Source organism: Streptomyces sp. NPDC057249 (genome assembly GCF_042669245.1).
Lineage (GTDB): Bacteria > Actinomycetota > Actinomycetes > Streptomycetales > Streptomycetaceae > Streptomyces.
Map to the genome: position 1 here is coordinate 25,276 of NZ_JBHUXS010000001.1, position 25,391 is coordinate 50,666.

Genomic DNA, 25,391 nt, shown 5'->3' on the forward strand with positions numbered 1-25,391 from the left:
GGCTGGCCATACCTTGGTAACCCGCACCCCCGCCGGTGCTCAAACACCCCATCTACGATCAAAAGCCGTAGAAAGCACCCCGGGAATTCGAACCGATGACCCCGCCCGACGCCCTCCGGAAGGCCCGCGAAAGTCCTCTCCGGAACAGGTTTAGGCCCAGTTCTAAACCGCCCCGACCGGACATACGCCCCCCGAGCGGGCATCCGGCCCCGAGTGGGCGGAGGGCCCGTCCGCCGCAGGGCCGAAAGGCCCCCGACGGATCGGGCCCGTTGCTCCTAAGGCGGCTAGTAGGGCCGAAACGGCCTGTGCGCCTTGTCACCGGCGGTGGGACCGAAGGCCGTCCGTTTCGGGACCTTCGGCCCGCGGTCGCGCGCTATCCCACGGGCAGCCCGGTCACCTTCTCGGCGTGCAGCGCGACCAGCTGCTTGCCGCCCGAGGCCAGGTACCAGCGGTCGATGTCGCCGGAGCCGTCGTTGTACGTCCACAGCAGCTTGCCGTCGGCCGGGTCGAAGGCGTGGATGCCGCCGTTCTTGTCGAACTGGGTGGCCCCGTAGAGGACGTCGCCCACCTTGGCGAACTGCCAGGGGGCCGCGATCTCCAGGCTCTCCTCGTTGTGCCAGTGGCGCTTCCCGGTCGCCGGATCGACCGCCCACAGGGCGTGGACGGTGTCCGAGACGTAGAGGACGCCGTCCAGAACGGCCGGGTCGTTGAACCGGCTGTACTTCTCGGTCGCGAAGGACCAGCGCTCGGCGCCCGTCTCCAGGTCGAAGGCGCGCATCTTCTCGCGGGTCGCGATGATGACCAGTCCCCCGTGGACCTCGAAGCCGCGGTTGCTGGTGCGGCCGATCTTCTTCGTCCAGACCTGGTGACCGGTCGCGGTGTCGCGGACCGTGAGGTTCTCGCGGAAGTCCGTGTAGACGAGGCGCTTGCCGGAGACCCGCGCGGTGAGACCGTTCGCCTCGGTGCCGTGGTCGCGCTGCTCGCGCCAGACGACCTTGCCCGAGGAGGTGTCGATGGCGGCGATCACGTTGTCGGGGGTCCGGAAGTTCTTGTCCAGAATCCCGGCGACGACGTACACGTGGTCGGCGTCGGCGGCGATGACCCGGGGCTGGGAGTACTCCTTGTCCCCGAGCCGGCTGCGCCAGGTGTCCTTGCCGGTCCTGGGGTCGATCCCGATGACGTTGCCGTCGTACCGGGCGCTGGCCAGGTAGAGGGTGCCGTCGCCGATGAGCATGTTCGCGCCCGGGGTGGTCACCTCGGCGCGGGACCAGAGCTCCTTGCCGGTGGACAGGTCGCGGGCCACCAGCGGGTCGCCGGAGACGAGCACCACGTCGTCGACCACGGCGACCGCGGATATCCAGGCCAGACCGTCGTACGTGGTGGCGTGCTGCCAGGCCGGCTTCGGCTTCCCGCCCGGCTCGGGGGCGGCGCCCCCGGACTCCCCGGACCCGCCCGGCTTCCCCGGACCGGAGCCGCCGCCCTCGACCGGCTCCTCGACCGGGCCGCAGGCCGCGGTCCCGGCGCCCAGCAGGGCCAGCCCCGCCCCGACTCCGGCCAGCCTGATCATCCGCCTGCGCGACACATCGCCTCTGCCCATGGCGTGCCCGTCCCCCTCGTTCGTTACGTGATTCCGGGCTCCCGTTTGCAAACGAGAAGCCCTCTCGGGCAGGCCGCCCGAAGCGGGGCCAGACTAACCAGCGATTTTCGGTCGATGCGCGGAGCGAACGCGACCGGAACGTTCCTGTGACGCCGCTGTCACCGTGTCCGCGACGCGGAAAAAGGGGCGGCCCCGGCCGGTCGAAACCGGTCCGGGGCCGCCCCTACGACGCTCGGGCGCTACTGCCGGGAGAGGCAGCAGGCGCCTGTCACGCCTCCTTCGTCATGTTCGGGCCGCCGCCCGCCGCCTGCTCGATCGGGGGGACGTCGGGCAGCGCCGACTTCTCCTCGCCGCGGAAGGTGAACTTCTCGTCGTCGCCCTCGCCCTCGCTGCCGACGACCACGATGTGGCCGGGGCGCAGCTCGCCGAAGAGGATCTTCTCCGAGAGGACGTCCTCGATCTCGCGCTGGATCGTCCGGCGCAGCGGCCGGGCGCCCATCACGGGGTCGTAGCCCTTCTTGGCGAGCAGCTTCTTGGCTTCCGTGCTGAGCTCGATGCCCATGTCACGGTCCTTGAGCCGCTCGTCCACCTTCGCGATCATCAGGTCGACGATCTCGATGATGTCTTCCTGGCTGAGCTGGTGGAAGACGACCGTGTCGTCCACACGGTTGAGGAACTCGGGCCGGAAGTGCTGCTTGAGCTCTTCGTTGACCTTGACCTTCATCCGCTCGTAGTTCGTCTTGACGTCGCCCTGGGCGGCGAAGCCCAGGTTGAAGCCCTTGGAGATGTCCCGGGTCCCGAGGTTGGTCGTCATGATGATGACCGTGTTCTTGAAGTCCACGACCCGGCCCTGCGAGTCGGTCAGGCGACCGTCCTCCAGGATCTGGAGCAGGGAGTTGAAGATGTCGGGGTGGGCCTTCTCGACCTCGTCGAACAGGACGACGGAGAACGGCTTGCGGCGCACCTTCTCGGTGAGCTGGCCGCCCTCCTCGTAGCCCACGTAGCCGGGGGGCGAACCGAAGAGGCGCGAGACCGTGTGCTTCTCGCTGAACTCCGACATGTCGAGGGAGATCAGCGCGTCCTCGTCGCCGAACAGGAACTCGGCGAGCGTCTTGGACAGCTCGGTCTTACCGACGCCGGACGGGCCGGCGAAGATGAACGAGCCACCGGGGCGCTTCGGGTCCTTCAGGCCGGCCCGCGTACGGCGGATCGCCTGCGAGAGCGCCTTGATGGCGTCCTTCTGCCCGATGACGCGCTTGTGCAGCTCGTCCTCCATGCGCAGCAGCCGGGAGGACTCCTCCTCGGTCAGCTTGAAGACCGGGATGCCGGTGGCGGTGGCCAGGACCTCGGCGATGAGCTCGCCGTCGACCTCGGCCACGACGTCCATGTCGCCGGCCTTCCACTCCTTCTCGCGCTTGGCCTTCGCCGCCAGCAGCTGCTTCTCCTTGTCGCGGAGGGAAGCCGCCTTCTCGAAGTCCTGGGAGTCGATGGCCGACTCCTTGTCGCGGCGGACGCCCGCGATCTTCTCGTCGAACTCGCGGAGGTCCGGCGGCGCGGTCATCCGGCGGATGCGCATCCGGGAACCGGCCTCGTCGATCAGGTCGATCGCCTTGTCCGGCAGGAAGCGGTCCGAGATGTACCGGTCGGCCAGCGTCGCGGCCTGGACCAGCGCCTCGTCCGTGATGGACACGCGGTGGTGGGCCTCGTAGCGGTCGCGCAGACCCTTGAGGATCTCGATCGTGTGCGGCAGCGACGGCTCCGCGACCTGGATCGGCTGGAAGCGGCGCTCCAGCGCGGCGTCCTTCTCCAGGTGCTTGCGGTACTCGTCCAGCGTGGTCGCACCGATGGTCTGCAGCTCGCCTCGCGCCAGCATGGGCTTGAGGATGCTCGCGGCGTCGATCGCGCCCTCGGCGGCGCCCGCACCCACCAGGGTGTGGAGCTCGTCGATGAACAGGATGATGTCGCCGCGGGTGCGGATCTCCTTGAGGACCTTCTTCAGGCGCTCCTCGAAGTCACCGCGGTAGCGGGAGCCGGCGACCAGGGCGCCGAGGTCGAGGGTGTAGAGGTGCTTGTCCTTCAGGGTCTCGGGCACCTCGCCCTTGACGATGGCCTGGGCCAGGCCCTCGACGACCGCCGTCTTGCCGACGCCGGGCTCGCCGATGAGCACCGGGTTGTTCTTCGTACGGCGGGAGAGCACCTGCATGACCCGCTCGATCTCCTTCTCGCGCCCGATGACCGGGTCGAGCTTGGATTCGCGGGCGGCCTGCGTGAGGTTGCGGCCGAACTGGTCGAGCACCAGCGAGGTGGAGGGCGTGCCCTCCGCGGGGCCACCGGCGGTGGCCGCCTCCTTGCCGCCGGAGTACCCGGACAGCAGCTGGATGACCTGCTGGCGCACCCGGTTCAGGTCGGCGCCGAGCTTCACGAGGACCTGGGCGGCGACGCCCTCGCCCTCGCGGATCAGGCCGAGCAGGATGTGCTCCGTGCCGATGTAGTTGTGGCCGAGCTGGAGGGCCTCGCGGAGCGACAGCTCCAGGACCTTCTTGGCTCGGGGCGTGAAGGGGATGTGGCCGGACGGGGCCTGCTGGCCCTGGCCGATGATCTCCTCCACCTGCTGGCGGACCGCCTCGAGCGAAATCCCGAGGCTCTCCAGGGCCTTAGCGGCGACACCCTCACCCTCGTGGATCAGGCCCAGGAGGATGTGCTCGGTGCCGATGTAGTTGTGGTTGAGCATCCGGGCTTCTTCCTGAGCCAGGACGACAACCCGCCGCGCGCGGTCGGTGAACCTCTCGAACATCGTTAATCGCTCCTCAGAGCGGTCAGGCAGTAAGGGGTCGGTCCCCTCCCTGTCCTTCCGCAGCTTAGTCCCGCAAGCGGGGACCGCTCATTTCAACTGCCGACACACGGCCTTGCTTCCTGGCGGATGCCCCGCCCCGAACGCCGACAACTGCTCCAACCCGATGGTGCGAGACGATGTTCCCGCAGGCCAGGCCAATACCCCAGTCACCAGTACGCCGATGGCGAACGTGAGACGTGCATGGCTTGCGTGTCGCCCCTCCCCACTAGGGATGTCTTACCCGCAATTACAGACAGTCCATGCGGCGTACGCGGGTTCCCTCCGCTACGGGCGAACATCTTCGTACTCCTGAATGCGCCCGTACGCCCCCAACCCGGACACCCTATGCGTTCGCGCGTGCGCGATCCGTAACCTGGGGGGCCGGTCGGGGGTTGTTCCGTCATGACCCTCACCGTGCCGCCGCCCCGCGTCCCGCCCTCCGTCGAACTGGGCGGTGCACCCCGGGGCGAGCCGCAGGACGCCTGGGCCGGGTGGTACGAGCGGGAGATGGGCTGGACCACGGCGGGCGGTTCGCCGGTGCGGCTGCTGACCGGGCTGCGGTTCGACGTGCTCGTCGTGCCCGCCGTCGCCGGGCACGCGGCGCTGCGCCGGGTGGGCCCTACGGGGCCGGTGGCGCTCATGGGGCTGCGGATGAGCCTGCTGGTGGCGCCGGGGAGCGCGGAGGAGCTGCCGGGGCTGCTCGACTGGCTGGAGTGGGGCGGGGTCGCGCTGGCGCTGACCGGTCTGGGCGCGGGCGGCCGGATCACCGCTCCGCCGCCGCCGGGACGTCCGGTGGAGCCGGGGGCCGCCTCCTGGCTGCGGCCCCCCAGGCCGTCACGGGAACAGGACGAAGCGCCGGTTCTCCCGGCTTTCTCCGGCTTCGGGAGCAGGCGTGACGACGCTCCCGACCTCGTCCGGCTCGTGGACGCCGTGGCGACGGAATGCCACCGGGCCCGGCTGGCGCGTGCCCGGGCCGGCTTGTTCCACGATGAGCCCGTGGCTCAGCCGTTGGCCTTCTCGTAAGCCTCACGGATCTCGGCGGGGACACGGCCGCGGTCATTCACATTGTGGCCGTTCTCGCGGGCCCACTTACGGATCTCGGCGGTGTCCTTGTTGCCACCGGAGACGGCGCGGCCCTTGCCACGTCCCGACGCCGCACGGCCACCGGTACGCCGGCCGTTCTTCGCGTAGGGCTCGAGAAGGGAACGCAGCTTGTCCGCGTTGCTGGTGGTGAGGTCGATCTCGTACGTCTTGCCATCCAGCGCGAACGTCACCGTCTCGTCCGCCTCGCCACCGTCGAGGTCGTCAACAAGAAGGACCTGAACCTTCTGTGCCACCGGATTTCCTTTCATCGAAAATGGAGTACGCGGAAAGGAAACCGCTTTTCCCCGGAAAACACAAACCCCCCGGAGAGGTTCAGCAGCTCAAGGAGACGGGAAACATGCGCGATTCGGACATAGGGGCGTGCCCTCCTCTTCCCGCTCTTCGCGCGGTCACAGGTGCAGAAGCATCCGGCTGTTGCCCAAGGTGTTCGGCTTCACTCGTTCGAGACCGAGGAACTCCGCGACTCCCTCGTCATAGGAACGCAGCAGCTCGCTGTAGACATCTCCGTCGACGGGCGTCTCCCCGATCTCCACGAAGCCGTGCTTCGCGAAGAAGTCGACTTCGAAGGTGAGACAGAAAACCCGGCGGACGCCCAGCCAGCGGGCGGTCCGCAGCAGCTTGTCGAGGACCTGGTGGCCCACTCCGGCGCCCTTGAGGCCGTGGTCGACGGCGAGCGTGCGGACTTCGGCGAGGTCTTCCCACATGACGTGCAGCGCGCCGCAGCCGACGACCGAGGCGTCCTCGTCCCGTTCGGCGATCCAGAACTCCTGGATGTCCTCGTAAAGCGTCACCGTGGCTTTGTCGAGGAGGATGCCTTCCCGCACGTAGCCGTCGAGGAGACGGCGGACGGCGGGTACATCGCTCGTCCGTGCGCGCCGGACGGTGATGGCCACGTTTATAACCGACGGTTCGGTCCGGGAATCGGTTTGCGGAAGCTCTGAGGACATACGCAGACGCTATCGCCCGGCCTGCGGCTCCGCGCCATCGGCCGCTTCACCGGCTTCGCCGTCCCCCGCGTCGCCCTCGGTGGCCGCGGCGTCCTCGGGAAGAGCGGGCAGAACGATCCGCATCGCGTCCCGCAGAGCCTCGCGCTGCTCGGCCGACATCATCCCGAAGAACGCGACCAGCGCGGCGGCCGGGTTGTCGCTGAGCGACCAGGCTTCGTTCATCAGGGCGGCGGCGTATGCGGCGCGGGTGGAGACGGCCGTATATCGATATGCGCGGCCCTCCACTTCGCGGCGGACCCAGCCCTTCTGATGGAGATTGTCCATTACCGTCATGACGGTGGTGTAGGCGATGGACCGCTCCTGCTGAAGGTCCTCCAGGACTTCCCGCACAGTGACCGGACGGTTCCATTCCCAGACCCGTGTCATCACGGCGTCTTCGAGCTCTCCCAATTGACGGGGCACAGCGTCACCTTAGTGCCAGATGTCTGGAATGCGTAGCTATTTGCACGGCAAAAGGGCGTACGACTCCTCGGGAGTCGTACGCCCTTTCGCATACGGAAGCGCCGGGCGCGGGCCCGGAGGGGTCAGGCCCCTTCGGTGCGCGGGGTCTGCTGAACCGACTCGGCGCGGCTGACCGCCGCGTCCACGGCCGCGTCCTCCTTGGCCTTGTTGGGGCCGCCCTGGCTCTTGACGATCGTCACGACCAGGCCGATGAAGAAGGCGGCCATCACCACGGGGGGCACGAGCGCGGAAACGTAGTCCATGCCCTCCAGAGTAGCGAGCCGCCTCCGGCCGCCCGGAGAGGCCCTACCCCGCGCGGCGCTCCGGCGGCCGGGGTACCGGACGGCGCGGCGGGAACACCTCGGAGGGCTTCGGCGCCGGGCGCTCCGACGGCGGCACGGGGCGGGCCGGGACAGGAGGGGCCTTCGGCTCGTCCGGCCCGGCGGCGCGCCCGCCCGGCAGCGCGAGCAGCCGGCTGCGGGGAGCCGGGGCGGTCGCGGGGACGGCCCGTCCGGCGAGCCGGGCGCGTACGGAGCGTTCCGCGATCATCTGGCAGCGCTCCAGGAGGGCGGCGGCGAGCGGTCCGCCGCGCAGGGCGCGCAGCGCGGCCAGGTCCTCCGGGAGCGGGTCGTATCCGGCGGCCAGGGCGTCCTGGAGAAGTTCCAGATAGCCGGTGAGGGAGCCGGGGAGGGCGTCGCGGTAGCGGGAGAGGTCGGCGAGGAGGAAGGCGCGCAGCCGTCCGGCCTCGGCGACGGCCTCGTCCACGCTGCCCGCCAGCCGCAGGCAGTCCTGGACATCCTCGTCGGGCAGGGGCGCGGGGTGCAGCGCGAAGGCGAGGGCGCGTCGGAGCACTCGCAGCTCGTCCGCGCTGAAGGCCATACCGCCGCGTGATCCGTAGGGCGTGGGCATGACGCGACAATACGTGCTAAAGGGACAAAATCGGCTTAACTGGTCGTCGGTGGCGCGGCGGCTCCGCAGTGCCGTCGCACCCGGAGCCGCCGGTCAGGCGCCTGTTGCCAGGGGGTGTCTCGTCGATCAGGGTCGGTCAGGCCGCAGCGTCCGGTGCGGTGCATCGCAAGGCGCTGGAACGTCCTCATGGCGGAGCCATTCGGGCGTTTCGGCAACGCGGCGAGGTGCCGTGCCGGGCGTCGCGGACCCGGCCCTGATCGGCAAGACACCCCCTAGAGCCGCGACACGTTGCGCTCGTACACCAGGCGGAGCCCGATGAGGGTCAGCCAGGGCTCGTGCTCGTCGATGACGGAGGACTCGCCCAGCACCATCGGAGCAAGGCCGCCCGTCGCGATCACGGTGACGTCGTCCGGGTCGGCCGCCAGCTCCTTCTTCATCCGCTCCACGACCCCGTCGACCTGGCCGGCGAAACCGTAGATGATGCCCGCCTGCATGGCCTCGACGGTGTTCTTGCCGATGACGCTGCGCGGCCGGGCCAGCTCGATCTTGCGGAGCTGCGCGCCCTTGACGCCCAGCGCCTCGACGGAGATCTCGATGCCGGGCGCGATGACACCGCCGGTGTACTCGCCCCGGGCCGAGACCGCGTCGAAGGTGGTGGCCGTGCCGAAGTCGACCACGATCGCCGGACCGCCGTACAGGTCGACGGCGGCGACCGCGTTGATGATGCGGTCCGCGCCGACCTCCTTGGGGTTGTCCATCAGGATCGGCACCCCGGTCTTGATGCCCGGCTCCACGAGCACGGCGGGGACGTCGCCGTAGTAGCGGCGGGTCACCTCGCGCAGCTCGTGCAGCACGGCCGGGACCGTGGAGCAGATCGCGATGCCCTCGATACCGTCGCCCAGCTCCATGCCGAGCAGCGGGTGCATGCCCATGAGCCCCTGGAGCAGCACGGCGAGCTCGTCGGCGGTGCGGCGGGAGTCCGTGGAGATCCGCCAGTGCTCGACGATCTCCTCGCCGTCGAACAGGCCGAGGACGGTGTGGGTGTTCCCGACGTCGATGGTGAGCAGCATCAGACGCCGGCCCCGTCGGTGTCGCGGAAGTCCAGGCCGATGTCCAGGATCGGCGAGGAGTGGGTCAGCGCGCCCACGGCCAGGTAGTCGACCCCGGCCTCCGCGTAGGCGCGGGCCGAGTCGAGGGTGAGCCGGCCGGAGGACTCCAGGAAGGCGCGCCCGCCGGTCAGGGCGACCGCGTCGGCGGTCTCGGCCGGGGTGAAGTTGTCCAGCAGGATCAGGTCGGCGCCCGCGTCCAGCACCTCGGCGAGCTGGGCCGGCGTGTCCACCTCGACCTCGATCGGGAGGTCCGGGAACTCCTCCCTGACCCGCTTGAACGCCTCGGCGATCCCGCCCGCCGCGACGACGTGGTTGTCCTTGACGAGCGCGGCGTCGGACAGCGAGAACCGGTGGTTGACGCCGCCGCCGCAGCGCACGGCGTACTTCTCCAGGGCGCGCAGCCCCGGCGTCGTCTTGCGGGTGTCGCGGACCTCGGCCTTCGTGCCCTCCAGCACGTCGGCCCAGGCGCGGGTGGCGGTGGCGATGCCGGAGAGCCGGCAGAGCAGGTTGAGGGCGCTGCGCTCGCCGGTGAGGAGGTCGCGGGTGCGGGTGGTGACGGTCAGCAGCTTCTGGCCGGGGGCGACGCGGTCGCCGTCCTCGACGTGCCGCTCGACCTCGAACTCGGAGGTGCAGACGATCGACAGGACCGCCTCCGCCACGCGCAGCCCGGCCACCACACCGGCCTCGCGGGCGGTGAAGTCACCGGTGGCCATGGCGTCCTCGGCGACGGTGGCGACGGTCGTGACGTCCACCCCGCCGTCCAGGTCCTCGGCGATGGCGAGGTGCGCGACGTCCTCGACCTGGATCGGGTCCAGGCCGGAGTCGGCGAGGAGCCGGGCGAGCGCGGGGTCGAGCCCGCACTCCTCGTACTCCTCGCCGCCGCCGCAGCCGCAGCCGTCCCCGCAGCCGCCCGCGGCGGGGGCGGGCGCGCCGACCCGGATCAGCGGTACGTCCACGGGAGTGGGGCGCGGATTCTCTTCGGGCGTGCTCACGGTTACGGCTCCTCGGGAGTGGGGTGGGTGGTGCTCGTCGCTGCGCAGTCTGCTGCCCCGGACGCGTCCACGGGCCCGAACGCCTCGGTATCCGTCCGACGGAGGACGAGTCCGTCCTCGGGGTCGAGCCGTACGACGAGGTGGCGGCGCCACTCGGCGTCGTCGCGCTCGGGCCGGTCCTCGCGCCAGTGGCAGCCCCGGGTCTCCTCGCGGGCGCGGGCTGCGGCGACCAGGACCCGGGCGACGAGCAGCAGGTTGGTGGCCTCCCACGCCTCGACGCCGGGCACCGCGGGCTTGGTCTCCGCCGCCCCGGTCCCGCGGGTGGCGCGGCGCAGCTCCTCCAGCGCGTCCGCCGCGGCGGCCAGGCTCTCGGCGGAGCGCAGCACCCCGGCGCCCCGGGTCATGGCCCGCTGGACCGTGAGCCGGGTCTCGGGGGCCTGGAGCGGGACGGGCGTCCCCGCGGGCCCGACCGCCGCACCGGAACGGGGGCGGTCGGCGACGATGTCGGCGGCGATGCGCTCGGCGAAGACGAGTCCTTCGAGCAGCGAGTTCGACGCCAGCCGGTTCGCGCCGTGCACCCCGGTGCAGGCGACCTCGCCGCAGGCGTACAGGCCGGGGACGGTCGTACGGCCCCGCAGGTCGGTGCGGACGCCGCCGGACGCGTAGTGCGCGGCGGGGGCCACGGGGATGGGCTCGGTGACCGGGTCGATGCCGTGGGACCGGCAGGCGGCCAGGATGGTCGGGAAGCGCCGCTCCCACATCTCGGCGCCGAAGTGGCGGCCGTCGAGGTACATGTGGTCGGTGCCCTTGAGCTGCATCTGGCGCGTGATGCCCTTGGCGACGACGTCGCGCGGGGCCAGCTCCGCCAGTTCGTGCTGCCCGAGCATGAAGCGCGTACCGGAGGCGTCCACGAGGTGGGCGCCCTCGCCGCGTACCGCTTCGGAGACCAGCGGCTGCTGGCCCTCGGAACCGGCGCCGAGGAACAGGACGGTGGGGTGGAACTGGACGAACTCCAGGTCCGAGACCTCCGCGCCGGCCCGCAGCGCGAGCGCCACGCCGTCGGCGGTGGAGACCGAGGGGTTGGTGGTGGCGGAGAAGACCTGGCCCATGCCGCCGGTGGCCAGGACCACGGCCGGGGCGTTGACCGCGCCGACGCCGTCGTGCTGGCCCTCGCCCATCACGTGCAGGGTGACCCCGGCGGTACGGCCCTCGGCGTCGGTGAGGAGGTCGAGCACGAGGGCGTTCTCGACGGTGTGCAGGGCGGCCGCGCGGACCGCCTCCACCAGGGCGCGGGAGACCTCGGCGCCGGTCGCGTCGCCGCCCGCGTGGACGATGCGGCGGCGGTGGTGACCGCCCTCGCGGGTGAGGGCCACGGAGCCGTCGTCGGCGGTGTCGAAGCGGGCGCCGGTCTCCATCAGCCGGCGCACCGCCCCCGGGCCGTCGGTGACCAGGGCCCGCACCGCGGACTCGTCGCAGAGGCCGACGCCCGCGACCAGGGTGTCGTCCAGGTGCTGTTCGGGGGTGTCGCCCTCGCCGAGGGCCGCGGCGATGCCGCCCTGGGCCCAGCGGGTGGAGCCGGCGTCGAGACGGGCCTTGGTCACCACGACGGTGGCGAGGCCCGCCGCGGCGCAGCGCAGGGCGGTGGTGAGCCCGGCGACGCCGGAGCCGACGACCACGACGTCGGCGTCGATGGACCAGCCGGGTGCGGGGGCGGTCAGCCGTATTCCGGTCACGGGGTCGCTCCGAAGGTGAGGGGGATGTTGTCGATGAGGCGGGTGGCGCCGACCCGGGCGGCGACGGCGAGAACCGCCTCACCGGCCGCGCGGTCGTCGGGGATCTCGGTGAAGTCGGCCGGGTCCACGAGCGCCACGTAATCCAGGGCGAGCGGCGGGCTCGCGGCCTCCGCCTCCTCCAGGACCGTGCGGGCGGCGGCGCGCACGGCGGCCGGTCCGGCGTCCGGGCGGGCCCGGGCGACCGCCTGGGCGTCGGCCGCGAGGCGGGCCTCGCCGAGCCGGTTGAGCCCCGCGGCCCGGTCCTCGGTGGCGCCGGTGGCCTGCGCGCGGGCGTGCAGGGCGGTTTGCGCGGCGAGGCGGTCGCGGGCCGCGAAGAGGGCGCGGGACAGGGCGAGCGCGGTGCGGCGCTCGTGCGTGTCGAGGAAGCGGTTGCGGCTGGACAGCGCGAGGCCGTCCGGCTCCCGGACCGTCTCCACACCGGTGATCTCCACCGGGAAGTTCAGGTCGCGGACCATGCGCCGGATCAGCGCCAGCTGCTGGGCGTCCTTCTGCCCGAAGAACGCGGTGTCCGGCCGGGTGAGGTGGAGCAGCTTGGCGACGACGGTGAGCATGCCGTCGAAGTGGCCGGGGCGGGACGCCCCCTCCAGGCGCTCGCCCATCGGGCCCGCCGAGATCCGGACCTGGGGCTCGCCGCCCGGGTAGACCTCGTCCACGGAGGGCGCGAAGACCACGTCGGCGCCGGCCGCGCCGGCCACCGCGAGGTCGGCGTCGAGCGTGCGCGGGTAGCGGTCGAGGTCGGCGGCCTCGCCGAACTGGAGCGGGTTGACGAAGACGGTGACGACGACCTGCCCGGCGGGGCCCGCGTGGGCGCGGGCGGCGCGGATGAGCGAGGCGTGGCCCTCGTGCAGGGCGCCCATGGTCATGACGACGGCCCGCCGCCCCCCGGGGGCGTACGCGTGCAGCTCGGCGGCCGTGTTCAGCAGGACCGGGGCGGTGGACGTGGTGGCGGTCATCAGGACTCCTCCGGTCCGGTGCCGGTGTCGTCGGAAGGGGGCGGGCCGCCGTCCGGGCCGGGGCGCCGCGCGCCCGCGCCGCCGTCCGCCAGCGCGTCCAGCAGGTCCTCGGCCAGCTCCGGCTTGAGCAGGCCGTGGGCGAGGGCGCGGTCCGCCGTGGCGCGGGCCATCGCCACGTAACCGGCGACCGTCTGCGGGGCGTGGGCGCGCAGCTCGCCGAGGTGCGCGGCGACCGTGCCGGCGTCGCCGCGGGCGACCGGGCCGGTGAGCGCCGCGTCGCCGGAGCGCAGGGCGTTGTCCAGGGCGGCGCCGAGCAGGGGGCCGAGCATCCGGTCGGGGGCGGTGACCCCGGCGGTGCGCAGCAGCTCCATCGACTGGGCGACCAGGGTGACCAGGTGGTTCGCGCCGAGGGCGAGGGCCGCGTGGTAGAGCGGACGGGACTCCTCCGCGATCCATTCCGGCTCGCCGCCCATCTCGATGACCAGCGCCTCCGCGGCGAGCCGCAGCTCGTCGGGCGCGGTGGCCCCGAAGGAGCAGCCGGCCAGCCGCTGGACGTCCACGGAGGTGCCGGTGAACGTCATCGCGGGGTGCAGGGCGAGCGGCAGGGCGCCGGCCCGGCGCGCGGGGTCCAGCACCTTCGTCCCGTACCGGCCCGAGGTGTGGACGAGGAGCTGCCCCGGGCGGACCGCACCGGTCTCGGCCAGGCCCTCGACGAGCCCCGGGAGGGCGTCGTCGGGGACGGTCAGCAGGACGAGCTCGGCGCGCGCGAGGACGTCGCCGGGTGTCACGAGGGGCACGCCCGGGAGGAGGTCGGCGGCGCGCCGCCGGGAGGCGTCGGAGACCCCGGAGACGGCGACCGGGCGGTGTCCGGCGAGGGCGAGGGACGCGGCCAGGGCGGGGCCGACACGGCCCGCCCCCACCACGCCGACGGTGAGCCGGGCGGGGCGGTCCCTCGCGTCGAGGGGGTCCTTGGGAGCTGTTGCGTTCACACTGCGGGCCTTCCGTTCCAGTCCGCGGGGGGTACCGGACGATTCCCTTGCATGCTACGCCAGCGACCGCCCCGCCCTCCCGGCTGTCCACAGGCTGTGGATACCGCTCCGGGAGGGCCCCGGAAACGCGGTGGGCAGGTCCGGCGTTCTGCGTGATGATCGTCCCATGGCAGACATGAACACGCAGGTGACGGACGAGACGGCGGAGCCGGGGAGCGAGGAGGCGTGGCGGCTGCGCCGGATCGCCGCGTGGCGGCGGGCCGACCGGGCGCTGTCCCGCGCCCCGCAGGACCGCACGCTCGGCGAGCAGCTTGCCGCCCTGGCGGCGGACGCCGGGACGGTCACCGACCTGGGGCTCCCGGCGGACATCTACGGGGACGGTGTCGTCGGCGAGCTGGAGCAGCGGGTCGCCGCCCTGCTGGGCACGGAGGCCGCCGTGTTCTTCCCGACCGGGACGATGGCGCAGCAGGTCGCGCTGCGCTGCTGGGCCGCCCGCACCGGCAACCCGGTGGTCGCCCTGCACCCGCTCGCCCACCCGGAGGTGCACGAGAACGGCGCCTTCGGGGCGGTGAGCGGGCTGCGCACCGTCCACCCGACGACCGCTCCGAGGCTGCCGGCCGCCGACGAGGTCCGCGACTTCCCGGAGCCGTTCGGCACGCTGATGCTGGAGCTGCCGCTGCGGGACGCCGGTTTCGTGCTGCCCACCTGGGAGGAGCTGGAGGCCGTGGTGGCCGCCGCGCGCGACCGCGACGCCGTCGTCCACTTCGACGGGGCCCGGCTGTGGGAGTGCGCGACGCACTTCGGGCGCGGGCTGCCGGAGATCGCCGCGCTCGCGGACAGCGTGTACGTGTCGTTCTACAAGTCGCTGGGCGGGATCTCCGGGGCCGTGCTCGCCGGTTCCGCCTCGCTCGTCGAGGAGGCCCGCCTCTGGCGGCACCGGTACGGCGGTCAGCTCTTCCAGCAGTTCCCGGCGGCGGTCGCGGCCCTGGCCGGGCTCGACCGGGAGCTGCCGAGGCTGCCGTCGTACGCGGCGCACGCGAAGGTGGTGGCCGGGGCGCTGGCCGAGGGTTTCGAGGCGGGCGGCGCGGGCTGGTTCCGGGTGCACCCGGAGGTGCCGCACACGCACCAGTTCCAGGTGTGGCTGCCGTACGGGGCGGAGGCGCTGACCCGGGCTTCGGTGCGGCAGGCGGAGGAGACGGGGACGGTGCTCTTCCGCCGCTGGTTCACGCCGGACACGGGGGCGCCGGGGGTCGCGTTGACCGAGGTCACGGTGACGGAGGCCGGGCTGGAGTGGAGCGCGCAGGACGTACGGGACGCGGTGGCCGCGTTCCTGGAGCGGCTGGCCGGGGAGAGCTGAGGCGGGCGGGGCCCCGGCCCGGCAGGCCGGGAGAGCTGAGGCGGGCGGGGCCCTGGCCCGGCTGTCGCACCCACCCGGCACCATGGACCGGGTGAGCGTCACCATCGACATCGCGGGGCTCGACCCCGACCGCATCGTCTTCCGGACCTCCCCGCTGGTCGAGCTGGGCGTCGCCCTGCACGCCCTCGCCGAGCCGGGACACCACCCGGGCCTGCACGGCTGGGCGACGGCCACCGCCACGGCCCTGGAGCCCGACCTCGCCGACCGGCTGCACGAGGCGGAGTTCCTGTGGCGGAACACCTTCTCGGACGTCTTCATGCCGTTCGCCGGGGTCGTCGGGGGCGACGGCACACCGGGCGACAGCCTCGCCGCCGACCTGGACATCCTGGACCGGCTGGACGACGACCGGTTCGTCTCCGCCGCCCTGGAGTTCACCTGCGCCGCGTTCTACGGCACCGGCGCGGCCTCTCCGCTGCGCAACGCCGAGGCCCGCGCCCGGGCGCTGGACATGGCGGCGGCACGCGGCCCGCGCCAGGTCGAGTTCACCAAACGGCTGCTGGCCGACCCCGCTCCCGTACGCCGCTGGCTGCGCCGCCTGTTCGAGGACTGCGAGCAGGCGTTCTTCGCGGACACCTGGGAGCGGGTGCGGGTCCAGCTGGTGGCCGACGCGCGGCACAAGACGGACCTGCTGCGGCGCAAGGGGCTCGCCGAGGCGGTACGGGCGGTCTCGCCCGCGCTCACGCTCGACGCGGACGGCGGCCGGATCAGCGTCGACAAGCTGACCGAGGGGGCGACCGACGCGACGGACCCCGCCGTCGGCCCCGGACTCACGCTGATCCCGACCAGCTTCGGCTGGCCGCACCTCATGGTGCTGCACGCCCCGGGCTGGCGGCCGGTCATCCACTACCCGGTGCACCGGCCGGAACTGCCCGCGCCCGCCTCGGTGGAGCTGCTCCAGCTGCGGATGGAGGCGCTGGCGCACCCGATGCGGATGCGGCTGTGCCGGAACATCGCACGCTCCCCGTACACCACCGGTGAGCTCGCCGACACGAACGGGATCACCGCGCCCGAGGTCTCGCGCCATCTCGCGGTGCTCAAGAAGGCCGGTCTGGTCACCACCCGGCGCCGGGGCCGGTACGTGCTGCACCAGCTGGACCTCACCGTGGTGGCCCGGCTCGGCAGCGACTTCCTGGAGGGAATCCTCCGCTAGGGAATGGCCGGACAGGCCCTTAAGGCGCCCCACCGCCGGCGCGGACCAGCCCCGTCTCGTACGCGAGCACCACGACCTGCACCCGGTCGCGCAGGGACAGCTTGGTCAGGATGCGGCCGACGTGCGTCTTCACGGTCGCCTCGGAGAGCACCAGCCGCCCCGCGATCTCCCCGTTCGACAGGCCCTGCGCGACGAGCAGCATGACCTCGCGCTCGCGCTCGGTGAGCTTGGCGATGTCCTTGTGCTGCGGTTCCGGGGTGCCGCTGGGCAGCATCGGCGAGAACCGGTCGAGCAGCCGGCGGGTGGTGGACGGGGCGACGACGGCGTCCCCGCTGTGCACGGAGCGGATCGCGGCGAGCAGCTCGCCCGGCGGCACGTCCTTCAGCATGAAGCCGCTGGCCCCGGCCTTCAGCCCGGAGAACGCGTACTCGTCCAGGTCGAACGTCGTCAGGATCAGCACCTTCGGCGGGTCGGGCTGCGCGCAGATGCGGCGGGTGGCCTCGACGCCGTCCAGCTTCGGCATGCGGACGTCCATCAGCACCACGTCCACGGCGGTGGCGCGCAGGATGTCGATCGCCTCCGCGCCGTCCCCGGCCTCGGCGACCACCTCCATGTCGGGCTGGGCGGCGAGCACCATCCGGAATCCGGTGCGCAGCAGCACCTGGTCGTCGACGAGCATCACGCGGATCGCCATGGGGGCCTGTTCTCTCCTCGTTCGTTCAGCGGTCGGCGGCCTTGAGCGGCAGCAGCGCGCTGATCCGGAATCCTCCGCCGGGGCGCGGCCCGGCGTCCAGTGTGCCGCCGACCATGCCGACCCGCTCCCGCATGCCGATCATGCCGTGGCCGGCGCCGTCGGCGCCCCCGTCCTCGTACAGCTCGTGCGCGGCGCCGCGCCCGTCGTCCTCGACCAGCAGGCCGAGCCCGTCGTCGAAGTAGACCAGCCGCACGCTGGCCCCGGCGTGCGGGCCGCCGTGCTTGCGGGTGTTGGTCAGGGCCTCCTGCACGATGCGGTACGCGGTCAGCTCGACGCCGCTGGGCAGCGGGCGGGCGGTCCCCTCGACCTTGAAGTCCACCGCCAGGCCGGCCTTGCGGACCTGCTCGACCAGCTCCTCGATCTGCTCGACGTCGGGCTGCGGGACGTACTCCCCGCTCTCCTGCGCGTCGCCCGTCCGCAGCACCCCGAGCAGCCGCCGCATCTCCGCGAGCGCCTGGCGGCCGGTGCCGGAGATGGTCTCCAGCGCCTTCCGGGCCTGGTCGGGCGCCGCGTCCATGACGTAGGCGGCGCCGTCCGCCTGCACCACCATCACCGAGACGTTGTGCGCGACGACATCGTGCAGTTCGCGGGCGATACGGGCCCGCTCGGCGGCCACCGCGACCTTCGACTGGGCCTCGCGCTCCCGCTCCAGGCGGGCCGCCCGCTCCTCCAGCTGGTCGAAGTAGGCCCGCCGGGTGCGCATCGAGTCGCCCAGCACCCAGGCCAGCACGAACGGCACCGTCAGCACGGCGACGACGAACAGCGTCTGCGCCCAGTTGCGCGGTGTGTCCTCCTCGTTCGGCCAGCGGAGCTGGGACATCGTGGCGGCGGTCAGGCTGCACACCAGGGCCAGCCGGGAGGCCCAGCGCTCACCGACGGTGGCCACGGTGAAGGTGATGACGAGCATCGCGAAGTTGGCGACGTTCGGCCGGACGCCGCAGACCAGCTGGACGACGCCCATCGCGATGGCGAGCAGCAGCATCTTCTCCGGCGCGCGGCGGCGCAGCGCGACGACGAGGCAGAGCCCGAGGACGACCGGCACGACCGCGATCCGTTCGAGGCGCCCGCCGTGCCCGACGTCGCCCACCACGATGGTCATGCCGGAGAGCCCGAGGAGGAAGACAGCCCAGAAGCTGTCGACGCCCGTCGGGTGTCTGCGGATGAAATCGTAGAGGCGCTGCACGTAACCCAGCGTAAAGAAGGCCGAGGGCCGCCGGGTCAACCGGAGGGCCGATCCGGGTCCCCGGACCGTACTCCCCAAGGTGGAGACTGGGCGCGTGACGGATGAGTGGCGCGGGTGGCAGGAGGCGGCGGAGACCGCCCTCTACGGCGACGAGGGTTTCTACCGGCGCCCCGAGGGCCCCGCGGGCCACTTCCGTACGTCCGTGCACGCGTCCCCGCTGTTCGCCACCGCCGTCGCCCGGCTCCTGGTCCGCACGGCGGCGGACCTCGGCACCGCGCACGTGGACCTGGTCGACATGGGCGCCGGGCGCGGGGAGCTCGTCACCGGGGTCCTCGCCGCGCTCCCGGCCGAGGGCGGGGCGGGCCTCGCGGTGCGTGCGTACGCCGTGGAGCGCGCCGCCCGCCCCGAGGGCCTGGACCCCCGGGTGGAGTGGTGCGCGGCACCGCCGCCCGGGGCGCGCGGGCTGCTCTTCGCCAACGAGTGGCTGGACAACGTGCCGCTCCCCGTCGCGGAGACGGACGCCGAGGGCGTCGAACGGTACGTCGAGGTCCGCGCCTCCGACGGCGCGGAGCTGCTGGGCGGACCGGTGACCGGGGCGGACGCGGAGTGGCTGCGCCGCTGGTGGCCGTCGGCCGGCCCGGGCAGCCGGGCGGAGATCGGCCGCCCGCGCGACGAGGCGTGGGCGGCGGCGGTCTCGTCCCTGTCCGCCGGACTCGCGGTGGCGGTGGACTACGCGCACGTACGCGGGGAACGCCCGCCCTTCGGCACGCTCACCGGTTTCCGCGCGGGCCGCGAGGTCCGGCCGGTGCCGGACGGGAGCTGCGACCTGACGGCGCACGTGGCCCTGGACGCGTGCGCGGCGACGGCGGGCCCGCCCGCGCGCCTGCGCACCCAGCGCGAGGCCCTGGCGGCCCTGGGCATCACGGGCGGACGCCCGCCCCTGTCCCTGGCGTCGGCCGACCCGTCCGCGTACCTCCGCGCCCTCTCGACGGCGGGCGAGGCGGCGGAACTGACGGCGAAGGGCGGCCTGGGCGACTTCGGGTGGCTGGAACACAGGAAGTGCTGAGCCCCTCCGGCGATTGAGGAGCGGGGTCCGGGGCAGCGCCCCGAGCAACGGCGCGGCAGGCGATACTGACCCCATGACGGAGACGACCATCGGCATCGGCGGCGCAGCCGAAAGCACCGACATGGTGCTCAACATCGGCCCCCAGCACCCCTCCACCCACGGCGTGCTCCGCCTCCGCATCGTCCTGGACGGCGAGCGCATCCAGCACGCCGAACCGGTCGTCGGCTACATGCACCGCGGCGCGGAGAAGCTGTTCGAGGCCCGCGACTACCGCCAGATCATCATGCTCGCCAACCGCCACGACTGGCTCTCCGCGTTCTCCAACGAGCTGGGCGTCGTGATGGCCGTCGAGCGGATGCTCGGCATGGAGGTCCCGGAGCGCGCGGTCTGGACCCGCACCCTGCTCGCCGAGCTGAACCGGGTCCTCAACCACCTGATGTTCCTCGGCTCGTACCCGCTGGAACTCGGCGGCATCACCCCGGTGTTCCACGCGTTCCGGGAGCGCGAGGAGCTTCAGGCGGTGATGGAGGAGGTCTCCGGCGGCCGAATGCACTACATGTTCAACCGGGTCGGCGGCCTCAAGGAGGACCTGCCGGCGGGCTGGCTCGGCCGGGCCCGGGACGCCGTCGCCTCGGTCCGCTCCCGGATGGACGTGTACGACGGGCTGGTCCTCGGCAACGAGATCTTCCGGGCCCGCACCCGGGGCGTCGGCGTGCTGTCGGCCGGGGCGGTGCACGCGTACGGGGTGTCCGGACCGATCGCCCGCGCCTCGGGCGTGGACTTCGACCTGCGGCGCGACGAGCCGTATCTCGCGTACGGGGAGCTGTCGGAGACGCTGAAGGTCGTCACCCGGACCGAGGGCGACTGCCTGGCCCGGTTCGAATGCCTGCTGGAGCAGACGCACAACGCCCTGGACCTCGCCGACGCCTGCCTGGACCGGATGGCCGGGCTGGCGCCGGGGCCGGTCAACCAGCGGCTGCCGAAGGTCCTCAAGGCCCCCGAGGGCCACACGTACGCCTGGACCGAGAACCCGCTCGGCGTCAACGGCTACTACCTGGTGTCCAAGGGCGAGAAGACCCCGTACCGGCTGAAGCTGCGCTCGGCGTCGTTCAACAACATCCAGGCGCTCACCGAGCTGCTGCCGGGCACGCTGGTCGCCGACATGGTGGCGATCCTGGGCTCGCTGTTCTTCGTCGTCGGCGACATCGACAAGTAGCCGCCGCCGGGCACGGCCGCCTTACGAGATCGCGCTGCGCAGCTCCGCCACGTCCAGCTGCTCCGTCTCGTCGTGCGCGGTGAGATCGATGACCTTGCCGACGGCGCGGTCCTCCGGCGCGTCCGGGCGGTGCGCGGCCAGGACCTCCTGGCCCACCACGTCGGCCAGGTCCTCGTTCTGCACGGACTCGATGGCGGCGCGCTCGGCCGCGGCGGGCACGGCCTTCTGCGTACCGAAGAAGTCGAAGCCGCCCTGCGGCACCGGCTGGCGGCGGGACGCCGCGTACGGGACGACCGCGCTGGCGGCCGGGACCGGGCGCGGGGCGGGCGGCTGCGCGGCGGGCCGGGGGGCGGGCAGGGCGGCCCGCGGCTCCTCCGCCTCCCGGGCGCGCTCCGCGGTCTCCCGGTGCCGGGCCGCGTCCTCGGCGATCCGGCGGGCCTTCTGGAGCGCCGCGTTGCGCGGGAGGTCGGCCAGCGCGCGGGCGGCGCGGGCGTACGCGTCGGGGGTGGGGGTGGAGCGGGCGGGGGGCAGGGCGCGGGCGGGCGCGGAGGCCTCGATCGCGAGCTGCCGCCGGCTCTCCAGGACGCTGGCGCGCTCGGTCTCCGCGTTGGCGTACCGCCGGAGCAGCGCGGCGTGTTCGCCCCGCAGCCCGGCCAGTTCGACGCGCTTGCGGCGCAGCTTCGTCTCCAGGCGGGCGCGGATCTCCCGCGCCTCCTCCAGGTCCGCTTCGAGCTCCGCCGCGCGCTCCTCGGCCCGCCACTCGTCACTGGCGCGGGCGCGCGTCAGTTCGGCGACGCGACGGCCCGCCTCGCGGTCCCAGCCGCGCATGAGGACCGCGCCGGTGACGGCGGCCGCCGCCGTCGCCGCGACCAGGGCGCGCAGGACCATGGGTTCGGTCAGCAGCCAGGCTCCCGCGGCACAGGCGACCGACGCTCCGGCGACTGCCGAAGGCGGAAGGATTCTGTGCAGTGGTGGCGAATGGCGATGGCGTCCACGTGGCATGGCCCGAAATTTACCGTGTGCGCGGCGTACTTGGGGAGCCGCCCGGCAATCTGTGCCCGGCAAGTTACCCGGCGGCTCCCGCGGCCCGTTCTCCGGGCGCCTTCGCTACTTCTTGATCAATCCCTTCGACTGGAGATATTCGCGGGCCACGTCGGCCGGCTTGGCGCGCTCCGCGTCGACCTTGCGGTTCAGTTGTGCGAGGTCCTCGGTGGTGAGTGCGCCGGTGAGCTTGCCGAGCGCGTCGGCTATCTCCTGGTCGCCCGCGTCCTTCGCGTTCAGGACGGGCAGGACGTTGTCCGCGTTCTGGAGCTTCTTGTCGTCCTCCAGGAACACCAGGTCGTAGGTGTCGAGCACGGCGTCGGTGGTGGTGGTCAGGACGAGTTGGTCCTTGCCGTCCTTCACCGCCTGCTTGGACTGCGGGGTGCCGACGCCCTTGGGGTCGATTCCGGTGACGTCGATGCCGTACGTCTTCTCGAGTCCGGGGGCGCAGAAGGGGCGCACCTCGCACTCGTCGCCCGCCGCGACCTTGACGCCGATCTTCGCGGCGCCGAGATCGGAAAGCGTCTTCAGCTTGTGCTTGTCGGCGAATTCCTTGGTCACCGCGAACGCGTTCTGGTCGACGGCCTTCCCGGCCGGAAGGACCTTGAGTCCGCGCGGCTCGGCGAGCTTCTTCAGGGCGGCGACGGTGGCCGCGGCGTCGCCCGAGGCGACCGGCTTCGACTCGGCGGCCTTCGCCCCGTTCACCTTCGCGTTGAGGAATTCCGCGATCGTCGCCGCGTATTCCGGAACGACGTCGATCTCGCCCTTCTCCAGGGAGGGTTCGTAGAGTTCGCGGTTCTTCACGGTGGTGACCGAGGTGCTGTATCCGGCGTCCCGCAGGATCTGCGCGTACAGCTCGGCGAGCACCTTGGACTCGGTGAAGGCGGCGGCGCCGACGACGAGCGAGCCCTTCTTGCCGGAGTCCTGGCCGCCTCCGGCCGGGGCGCCCTTGTCCTCCTCCAGGCTGTCCCCGCCGCACGCGGCGAGCGAGCCCGCCAGCGCGAGGATGCCGATGACGGCGCCGGCCACGCGTGAGGTCCTGGTCATGTTCTTCTCCGTCCACGGCGGCGAGGCCGTATGCGACAAGTGGTGGATGTGCGACATGTGTGACGCGTCGGATGGGCCGGGCCCTCAGGCCGGCCGGCGGCGGCGCAGCGGGGACAGCAGGCGGTCGACGGCCACCAGGACCGCCTCCACGAGCAGGGCGAGCACGGCGACCAGCAGCGCCCCCGCCACCACCTGCGCGGTGTCGTACGTGTTGAACCCGGCGGTGATGATGCGGCCGAGGCCGCCCTGACCGACCATGGCCGCGATGGTCGCCGTCGCCACGACCTGGACGGCGGCCGACCGCAGCCCGGTCATGATCAGCGGGTACGCGAGGGGGAGCTCGACGCGCAGGAAGAGCTGGCCGCCCGACATGCCCATCCCCCGGGCCGCCTCCGCCACCGAGCGGTCCACCTCGGTCATCCCCACGTAGGCGTTGGTGAGCAGCGGCGGCACGGCGAACAGCACCAGGGCGATGATCGTCGGTAGGTACCCCGCGTTGCGCAGGGGCGAGACCATGAAGAGGGCCAGCACCGCGAAGACGGGCACCGCGCGCCCCACGTTGGCCAGGTTGACCGCGAGGGCGCCGCCCTTCCTGATGTGGCCCAGGTACAGCGCGAGGGGCAGGGCGACGGCGCAGGCCACGGCGAGCGCCACACCGCTGACGTACAGGTGCTCGCTCAGCCGGTGGGCGGCCCCGCTCTCCCCCGACCAGTTGGCACCGGTGGTGAGCCAGGTCCAGGCGTCCCCGAGAACTCCCATGTCAGACCGCCTCCGCCTTCACCGGGCCGGGTGCAGCGGCACGTATGCGCGTCCAGGGCGTCAGCAGCCGCTGGAGACCGAGCAGCAGCAGGTCCGCGACGACCGCGAGCAGCACGCAGAGCACCGAGGCGGCCAGCACCTGGGCCTTGAAGAAGCTCGGCAGCGCGTCCTCGATGAGATTGCCCAGGCCGCCCCGGCCGACGATCGAACCGACCGTGGTCAGCGCGATCGTGGACACCGTGGCGATCCGTATGCCCGCCATCAGCGCGGGCAGCGCGAGCGGCAGCTCCACCTCCCACAGCAGGCGGAGCGGCCCGTACCCCATGCCGTGCGCGGCCTCCTTCGCCTCCGCGGGCACCGCTTCCAGGCCCGCCAGGATGTTGCGTACGAGGATGGTCAGCGAATACAGCACGAGCCCGGTGACCACCAGGGCGGCGGAGAGCCCGAACAGGGGCAGCAGGAGCGAGAACATCGCGAGCGACGGCACGGTGTAGAGCACGGTCGTCAGCCCGAGGACCGGTCCGGCGAACCGGCGGCCCCTGCGTGCGAGGAGCGCCAGCGGGAAGGCGACGGCCACACCGATCGCGACCGAGACGGCGGTGATCCAGATGTGCTGGACGGTGGCGTCCGTCAACTCCTGGCTGCGGGAACGGAGATACTCCCCGCAGATCCAGTCGTTCGTCACCAGGCAGTTCTGTCCGGCCATCCGTCCCCCCACCTCCCGTTCGCCTTCTCGTACTGATGTCCGGCGAGCCTATCCTCGACCACTGACAATCGCTGGAGCCGTTGTGTTCCAGCAACATGTCCTTCACAGAACACCCGCGACAATGGGGAACCATGATCCGTTTCGAGCACGTCACCAAGCGGTATGCGGACGGCACCACCGCCGTCGACGGCCTTTCCTTCGAGGTCGCCGAGGGTGAACTGGTCACGCTCGTCGGACCGTCGGGCTGCGGCAAGACGACCACCATGAAGATGGTGAACCGGCTGATCGAACCGACCGAGGGCCGGATATTCCTCGACGGGGACGACATATCCGCCATCGACCCCGTCCGGCTGCGTCGCCGCATCGGCTATGTGATCCAGCAAGTGGGCCTCTTCCCGCACAAGACTGTCCTGGAGAACACCGCCACCGTTCCCCATCTGCTCGGCTGGAAACGCCAAAAGGCGCGCGTCCGCGCCGCCGAACTCCTCGACCTCGTCGGACTCGATCCTTCCGTTTATGGCGACCGCTATCCCGAACAGCTCTCCGGCGGCCAGCGCCAACGCGTCGGTGTGGCCCGGGCGCTGGCCGCCGACCCGCCCGTCCTGCTGATGGACGAGCCATTCGGCGCGGTCGACCCCGTGGTCCGCGAGCACCTCCAGAACGAATTCCTGAGACTTCAGGAACAGGTCCGCAAAACCGTCCTGTTCGTCACCCACGACATCGAGGAAGCGGTCCGCCTCGGCGACCGCATCGCCGTCTACGGGCAGGGCTCCATCGAGCAGTTCGACACCCCCGCCACCGTGCTCGGCGCCCCCGCCACCGGCTATGTCGCGGACTTCGTCGGCGCCGACCGGGGTCTCAAGCGGCTCTCGGTCACCCCCGTCGAGGAGAGCGACCTCGACCACCCGCCCGTCGTCCACCTGGACGACCCGCTGTCCGCCGCGACCGACCGGCTCCGCGCGGAGGGCGCCCGCTGGGCCGTCGTCCTGGACCGCGACGAGCACCTGCACGGCTGGATCGCCGCCGACGACGCGGGTACCGGCGCCAAGGGCACCGTCCGCGACCACGCCCGCCGAATGGATGCCTGGCTTCCCCTCGGCGCCCCGCTCAAGCAGGCGTTCGCCACCATGCTCCAGCACGACGCCGGCTGGATCGCCGTCATCGACGAGGCGGGCGAGGGCCGCTTCCTGGGCGTGCTCACCCCGGCCCGCCTGCACGAGGCGCTGCGCCGCTCGGTCGGCGCGGACGGCCGCGCGGTGCCGCGCGCGGAGATCGAGGTCGAGAGCGTCACCGGCGTCACGGAGGCCGCGAAGGGCTGAACCCGC

General features: G+C 72.4%; 24 protein-coding genes. 6 read left to right on the top strand and 18 right to left on the bottom strand.

What is annotated here, in order from left to right:
- Positions 1-373 precede the first annotated feature (373 nt).
- Together ACFUJY_RS00120 and ACFUJY_RS00125 are read right to left on the bottom strand one after the other, a co-directional pair.
- On the bottom strand, positions 374-1,597 hold the full coding sequence (locus ACFUJY_RS00120) for a PQQ-binding-like beta-propeller repeat protein (protein WP_383292190.1): 1,224 nt from the start codon (positions 1,595-1,597) through the stop codon (positions 374-376).
- A gap of 268 nt (positions 1,598-1,865) precedes the next feature.
- On the bottom strand, positions 1,866-4,391 hold the full coding sequence (locus ACFUJY_RS00125) for an ATP-dependent Clp protease ATP-binding subunit (RefSeq protein WP_018102274.1): 2,526 nt from the start codon (positions 4,389-4,391) through the stop codon (positions 1,866-1,868).
- Positions 4,392-4,832: 441 nt separating this feature from the next.
- On the opposite strand from ACFUJY_RS00125, the gene ACFUJY_RS00130 reads away from it, so the two are divergent.
- The gene (locus ACFUJY_RS00130; RefSeq protein ID WP_383292193.1) at positions 4,833-5,453 is read left to right on the top strand and encodes an SCO3374 family protein; all 621 of its coding nucleotides are present in this window, start codon (positions 4,833-4,835) and stop codon (positions 5,451-5,453) included.
- Here ACFUJY_RS00130 and ACFUJY_RS00135 read toward each other — a convergent pair.
- From ACFUJY_RS00135 to ACFUJY_RS00180, 10 genes are all read right to left on the bottom strand, one after another.
- Positions 5,432-5,767, bottom strand: a complete 336-nt coding sequence (locus tag ACFUJY_RS00135) for an Lsr2 family protein (protein WP_018102272.1) — start codon at positions 5,765-5,767, stop codon at positions 5,432-5,434. The two genes, ACFUJY_RS00130 and ACFUJY_RS00135, sit on opposite strands and share 22 nt — an antisense overlap.
- Positions 5,768-5,923: 156 nt before the next feature.
- On the bottom strand, positions 5,924-6,481 hold the full coding sequence (locus tag ACFUJY_RS00140) for an amino-acid N-acetyltransferase (protein ID WP_383292197.1): 558 nt from the start codon (positions 6,479-6,481) through the stop codon (positions 5,924-5,926).
- A gap of 9 nt (positions 6,482-6,490) precedes the next feature.
- On the bottom strand, positions 6,491-6,943 hold the full coding sequence (locus tag ACFUJY_RS00145; protein ID WP_383292199.1) for a BlaI/MecI/CopY family transcriptional regulator: 453 nt from the start codon (positions 6,941-6,943) through the stop codon (positions 6,491-6,493).
- Positions 6,944-7,065: 122 nt separating this feature from the next.
- On the bottom strand, positions 7,066-7,245 hold the full coding sequence (locus ACFUJY_RS00150) for a hypothetical protein (RefSeq protein ID WP_383292202.1): 180 nt from the start codon (positions 7,243-7,245) through the stop codon (positions 7,066-7,068).
- 43 nt (positions 7,246-7,288) lie between these two features.
- Complete coding sequence (locus ACFUJY_RS00155; protein ID WP_383293821.1) at positions 7,289-7,861, bottom strand: hypothetical protein; 573 nt, start codon at positions 7,859-7,861, stop codon at positions 7,289-7,291.
- A gap of 302 nt (positions 7,862-8,163) precedes the next feature.
- Positions 8,164-8,961, bottom strand: coding sequence for a type III pantothenate kinase (locus tag ACFUJY_RS00160; protein ID WP_383292204.1), 798 nt, complete (start codon positions 8,959-8,961; stop codon positions 8,164-8,166).
- Positions 8,961-9,992 carry a carboxylating nicotinate-nucleotide diphosphorylase gene (gene nadC, locus ACFUJY_RS00165; protein WP_383292207.1) on the bottom strand — a complete coding sequence of 344 codons (1,032 nt, stop codon included), beginning with the start codon at positions 9,990-9,992 and terminating at the stop codon, positions 8,961-8,963. Before nadC ends, ACFUJY_RS00160 begins: the two co-directional genes overlap by 1 nt.
- Before the next feature lie 2 nt (positions 9,993-9,994).
- Positions 9,995-11,725 carry an L-aspartate oxidase gene (locus ACFUJY_RS00170; protein WP_383292210.1) on the bottom strand — a complete coding sequence of 577 codons (1,731 nt, stop codon included), beginning with the start codon at positions 11,723-11,725 and terminating at the stop codon, positions 9,995-9,997.
- A complete protein-coding gene (gene panC, locus ACFUJY_RS00175) occupies positions 11,722-12,738 on the bottom strand; it encodes a pantoate--beta-alanine ligase (protein WP_383292213.1) in 1,017 nt (338 codons plus the stop codon). Before panC ends, ACFUJY_RS00170 begins: the two co-directional genes overlap by 4 nt.
- Positions 12,738-13,727, bottom strand: a complete 990-nt coding sequence (locus ACFUJY_RS00180) for a Rossmann-like and DUF2520 domain-containing protein (protein ID WP_383292216.1) — start codon at positions 13,725-13,727, stop codon at positions 12,738-12,740. Before ACFUJY_RS00180 ends, panC begins: the two co-directional genes overlap by 1 nt.
- A 166-nt stretch (positions 13,728-13,893) precedes the next feature.
- Here ACFUJY_RS00180 and ACFUJY_RS00185 point away from each other — a divergent pair, with 166 nt between their 5' ends.
- Together ACFUJY_RS00185 and ACFUJY_RS00190 are read left to right on the top strand one after the other, a co-directional pair.
- Entirely contained in the window at positions 13,894-15,084 is a 1,191-nt protein-coding gene (locus ACFUJY_RS00185) for a threonine aldolase family protein (protein WP_383292218.1), read from the top strand.
- An 82-nt stretch (positions 15,085-15,166) separates the two neighbouring features.
- Positions 15,167-16,294: a DUF5937 family protein gene (locus ACFUJY_RS00190; RefSeq protein ID WP_383292221.1), complete on the top strand. Its 1,128-nt coding sequence runs from the start codon at positions 15,167-15,169 to the stop codon at positions 16,292-16,294.
- 19 nt (positions 16,295-16,313) lie between these two features.
- On the opposite strand, the gene ACFUJY_RS00195 is transcribed toward ACFUJY_RS00190, so the two are convergent.
- Positions 16,314-16,988: a response regulator gene (locus ACFUJY_RS00195; RefSeq protein WP_383292224.1), complete on the bottom strand. Its 675-nt coding sequence runs from the start codon at positions 16,986-16,988 to the stop codon at positions 16,314-16,316.
- 25 nt (positions 16,989-17,013) lie between these two features.
- Positions 17,014-18,231, bottom strand: coding sequence for a sensor histidine kinase (locus ACFUJY_RS00200; RefSeq protein WP_383292227.1), 1,218 nt, complete (start codon positions 18,229-18,231; stop codon positions 17,014-17,016).
- 94 nt (positions 18,232-18,325) lie between these two features.
- Here ACFUJY_RS00200 and ACFUJY_RS00205 point away from each other — a divergent pair, with 94 nt between their 5' ends.
- Positions 18,326-19,297, top strand: coding sequence for an SAM-dependent methyltransferase (locus tag ACFUJY_RS00205; RefSeq protein WP_383292230.1), 972 nt, complete (start codon positions 18,326-18,328; stop codon positions 19,295-19,297).
- Between the two features lie 73 nt (positions 19,298-19,370).
- Positions 19,371-20,513, top strand: coding sequence for an NADH-quinone oxidoreductase subunit D (locus ACFUJY_RS00210; RefSeq protein WP_383292232.1), 1,143 nt, complete (start codon positions 19,371-19,373; stop codon positions 20,511-20,513).
- A 21-nt stretch (positions 20,514-20,534) separates the two neighbouring features.
- On the opposite strand, the gene ACFUJY_RS00215 is transcribed toward ACFUJY_RS00210, so the two are convergent.
- The 4 genes from ACFUJY_RS00215 to ACFUJY_RS00230 form a co-directional block, all read right to left on the bottom strand.
- A complete protein-coding gene (locus ACFUJY_RS00215) occupies positions 20,535-21,515 on the bottom strand; it encodes a hypothetical protein (RefSeq protein ID WP_383292235.1) in 981 nt (326 codons plus the stop codon).
- Between the two features lie 105 nt (positions 21,516-21,620).
- Complete coding sequence (locus ACFUJY_RS00220) at positions 21,621-22,601, bottom strand: ABC transporter substrate-binding protein (protein ID WP_383292237.1); 981 nt, start codon at positions 22,599-22,601, stop codon at positions 21,621-21,623.
- 84 nt (positions 22,602-22,685) lie between these two features.
- On the bottom strand, positions 22,686-23,360 hold the full coding sequence (locus tag ACFUJY_RS00225; RefSeq protein WP_383292240.1) for an ABC transporter permease: 675 nt from the start codon (positions 23,358-23,360) through the stop codon (positions 22,686-22,688).
- Position 23,361: 1 nt separating this feature from the next.
- Complete coding sequence (locus tag ACFUJY_RS00230) at positions 23,362-24,066, bottom strand: ABC transporter permease (protein ID WP_383292243.1); 705 nt, start codon at positions 24,064-24,066, stop codon at positions 23,362-23,364.
- Between the two features lie 131 nt (positions 24,067-24,197).
- Here ACFUJY_RS00230 and ACFUJY_RS00235 point away from each other — a divergent pair, with 131 nt between their 5' ends.
- Positions 24,198-25,385, top strand: coding sequence for a betaine/proline/choline family ABC transporter ATP-binding protein (locus tag ACFUJY_RS00235; RefSeq protein ID WP_383292245.1), 1,188 nt, complete (start codon positions 24,198-24,200; stop codon positions 25,383-25,385).
- Positions 25,386-25,391: the final 6 nt, after the last annotated feature.

Coding starts and splice junctions, on each gene's coding strand:
- ACFUJY_RS00195 (WP_383292224.1), bottom strand. CDS start 16,988: ATGGCGATCCGCGTGATGCTCGTCGACGACCAGGTGCTGCTGCGCACC.
- panC (WP_383292213.1), bottom strand. CDS start 12,738: ATGACCGCCACCACGTCCACCGCCCCGGTCCTGCTGAACACGGCCGCC.
- ACFUJY_RS00130 (WP_383292193.1), top strand. CDS start 4,833: ATGACCCTCACCGTGCCGCCGCCCCGCGTCCCGCCCTCCGTCGAACTG.
- ACFUJY_RS00120 (WP_383292190.1), bottom strand. CDS start 1,597: ATGGGCAGAGGCGATGTGTCGCGCAGGCGGATGATCAGGCTGGCCGGA.
- ACFUJY_RS00235 (WP_383292245.1), top strand. CDS start 24,198: ATGATCCGTTTCGAGCACGTCACCAAGCGGTATGCGGACGGCACCACC.
- ACFUJY_RS00140 (WP_383292197.1), bottom strand. CDS start 6,481: ATGTCCTCAGAGCTTCCGCAAACCGATTCCCGGACCGAACCGTCGGTT.
- ACFUJY_RS00190 (WP_383292221.1), top strand. CDS start 15,167: ATGGACCGGGTGAGCGTCACCATCGACATCGCGGGGCTCGACCCCGAC.
- ACFUJY_RS00155 (WP_383293821.1), bottom strand. CDS start 7,861: ATGGCCTTCAGCGCGGACGAGCTGCGAGTGCTCCGACGCGCCCTCGCC.
- ACFUJY_RS00210 (WP_383292232.1), top strand. CDS start 19,371: ATGACGGAGACGACCATCGGCATCGGCGGCGCAGCCGAAAGCACCGAC.
- ACFUJY_RS00185 (WP_383292218.1), top strand. CDS start 13,894: ATGGCAGACATGAACACGCAGGTGACGGACGAGACGGCGGAGCCGGGG.
- ACFUJY_RS00230 (WP_383292243.1), bottom strand. CDS start 24,066: ATGGCCGGACAGAACTGCCTGGTGACGAACGACTGGATCTGCGGGGAG.
- ACFUJY_RS00160 (WP_383292204.1), bottom strand. CDS start 8,961: ATGCTGCTCACCATCGACGTCGGGAACACCCACACCGTCCTCGGCCTG.
- ACFUJY_RS00220 (WP_383292237.1), bottom strand. CDS start 22,601: ATGACCAGGACCTCACGCGTGGCCGGCGCCGTCATCGGCATCCTCGCG.
- ACFUJY_RS00125 (WP_018102274.1), bottom strand. CDS start 4,391: ATGTTCGAGAGGTTCACCGACCGCGCGCGGCGGGTTGTCGTCCTGGCT.
- ACFUJY_RS00215 (WP_383292235.1), bottom strand. CDS start 21,515: ATGCCACGTGGACGCCATCGCCATTCGCCACCACTGCACAGAATCCTT.
- ACFUJY_RS00225 (WP_383292240.1), bottom strand. CDS start 23,360: ATGGGAGTTCTCGGGGACGCCTGGACCTGGCTCACCACCGGTGCCAAC.
- ACFUJY_RS00150 (WP_383292202.1), bottom strand. CDS start 7,245: ATGGACTACGTTTCCGCGCTCGTGCCCCCCGTGGTGATGGCCGCCTTC.